The sequence below is a fragment of the Rhodococcus sp. T2V genome, assembly GCF_029269925.1.
Classification (GTDB): Bacteria; Actinomycetota; Actinomycetes; order Mycobacteriales; family Mycobacteriaceae; genus Rhodococcus_F; species Rhodococcus_F koreensis.
In genome coordinates this window covers 1-348 of the sequence record NZ_JARJBD010000446.1, presented here as the reverse complement: position 1 = coordinate 348, position 348 = coordinate 1, and the positions used below count along the sequence as shown (strand labels likewise).

Sequence of the window (348 nt, the reverse complement as noted above, 5' to 3'; positions counted from 1 at the left end):
CACCGATCGCGACATCGCACCCGGCGCCGAGCCGGTGGAGCAGCACCGCGAGCACGGACTGCAGCACCATCGATCGTGTCGCCCCAGATCTGCGGGCAAGTTCCGTGACTGCCGAAGCACGTTCCGGTTCGATCGCGAACTCCACGGTCCCGCCACGGTAACTCGGTTCGGCCGGACGTCGACGATCAGTCGGCAACTCGATGCACTCCGGCAGCCCCGCCAACTCGGCCCGCCAATACTCGACCTGCCCGGCGAGCACACTCTCCGGATCCGACTCCTCACCCAGAAACTCGCGCTGCCACAGCGTGTAATCGGCATACTGCACCGGCAACGGCACCCACCCCGGAA

Annotated in this window: 1 protein-coding gene; it reads right to left on the bottom strand. The window is 66.7% G+C overall.

The genetic code is table 11. The features are described 5' to 3' along the window. The coding region (locus P3H15_RS54770; protein WP_276144923.1) for a condensation domain-containing protein at positions 1–325 on the bottom strand (325 nt) is incomplete at its 3' end. Between the last annotated feature and the right edge of the window lie 23 nt (positions 326–348).